This window comes from Streptomyces sp. H27-H5, assembly GCF_026627505.1.
Lineage (GTDB): Bacteria > Actinomycetota > Actinomycetes > Streptomycetales > Streptomycetaceae > Streptomyces.
In genome coordinates, this window is sequence record NZ_JAPNLK010000295.1 from 1 (window position 1) to 1,386 (window position 1,386).

Genomic DNA, 1,386 nt, shown 5'->3' on the forward strand with positions numbered 1-1,386 from the left:
TACGGCAGCTGTAGATAGCCGCTGGTGTGCTGGCTGGTCATGGTGTGGTGTCGGCGTAGGTGTGCCAACGGCGGTGGCAGAGGCGGGCGCGGTGTTGATGGCGGCGGCGCCAGGTGGACCACCACAGCAGGTGGTCGCGGTCTCGTTGGGGTGGTGGAAGGACCAGGGCTCGTAGCAGGCGGAGGAGTTCGTGGCTGCTGAGGGGGACGAGGTCGGCCTCGGAGGGGTCGTTCCGGCTGGTCTGGGCGGTGCGTTCGAGGGCGGCGGCGGTGGCCAGGTAGGCGTAGGCGACCAGGGCGGTCACGCTCCAGCGGTGCCAGGAGTTCCAGCAGGTGACCTGGCCTTTGTCGAGGTGGCAGACTTCTTTGGCGTCCTGGAAGTCGTCCTCGACCCGCCATCTGCGGCACACCAGTGATACCAGTCGCGCCAGTGTCACCGGTCCGGGGGCGAAGCAGCGGTAGTAGGACACGGTGCGGGTGTAGCGGTGCCGGCGGACCAGCAGCACGGACGTCCCCGCGTCGCGGTCGTGCCCGTCGGGGGTGTCGTCGGCAGTGACCTCGATCATCGCCCAGTCGTAGTCGCGTACGCCCTTTTGTCCCGTGCCGGTCCGTATCCGCTGCCAGGCCCGCTTCGGCACCCGGGCGGCGGCCCTGGCCACACTCAGCTTCGCGGCCGGGGTGATGACCTGGTGGTTGGAGCGGACTCCCACGACGTAGCCCAGGCCCAACTCGCGGCAGGTGGTACGCAGCTCCCGCCCTCCGTAGACCTCATCGCCGAGGAAGAACGAGGCGGATATGCCCTGCGGGCCGGCGCCGCGGAGCATGTGGGCCGCGAGTTGCGGCTTGGTCGCGAAGCACAGCTCGTCAGGGACACCGGTCAGCTCACGGCGTTCCTCGTCGCCGGCCCACTCCTTGGTGAAGTACAGGCGCCGGTCGATCAGGCAGTGCCCGGCGGACGTGGCGAAGGTGAGGTGCACGGCGACCTGGCACAGATCCACGCCACCGACCGAGCCCGAGTACTGGCGGGCCGCGGCCACCGCGTCGGTCGAGGACTTCGCATCCCCCGTCTCGTCCGCGATCAGGACCCCGTCGCCGTCATCAAGCAGGCCCACCGCCCACCGGGCCGTCCGTTCCAGCACCTGCTGTTCGTCCCACACCGCACGGGACAGCAGATGGTGCAGGCGGTGCGGGCCCCGCTCCCCGATCGCTTCGGACAGGCTCCAGCAGTTCACGTCCTCGAGCTCCATCAGCATGCCCCGTGTCATCCGTGCGAACGTCTCCCGGGTCTCGGAGCGGGCGAAGCAGCCAGCCATCGAGGCCAACAGGCCCCCGAACGCCATGTCGTGGCCTTCGTGGTCTACCGTGGCCGAAGCGGCCGTCTCGTTCT

1 protein-coding gene is annotated in these 1,386 nt (G+C 69.5%); it reads right to left on the reverse strand.

Annotated features, from left to right (window positions below):
* Positions 1 to 37 precede the first annotated feature (37 nt).
* Positions 38 to 1,386 (reverse strand): IS701 family transposase (locus tag OTB19_RS42860; protein WP_267804276.1); only part of this gene is annotated, 1,349 nt, incomplete at its 5' end.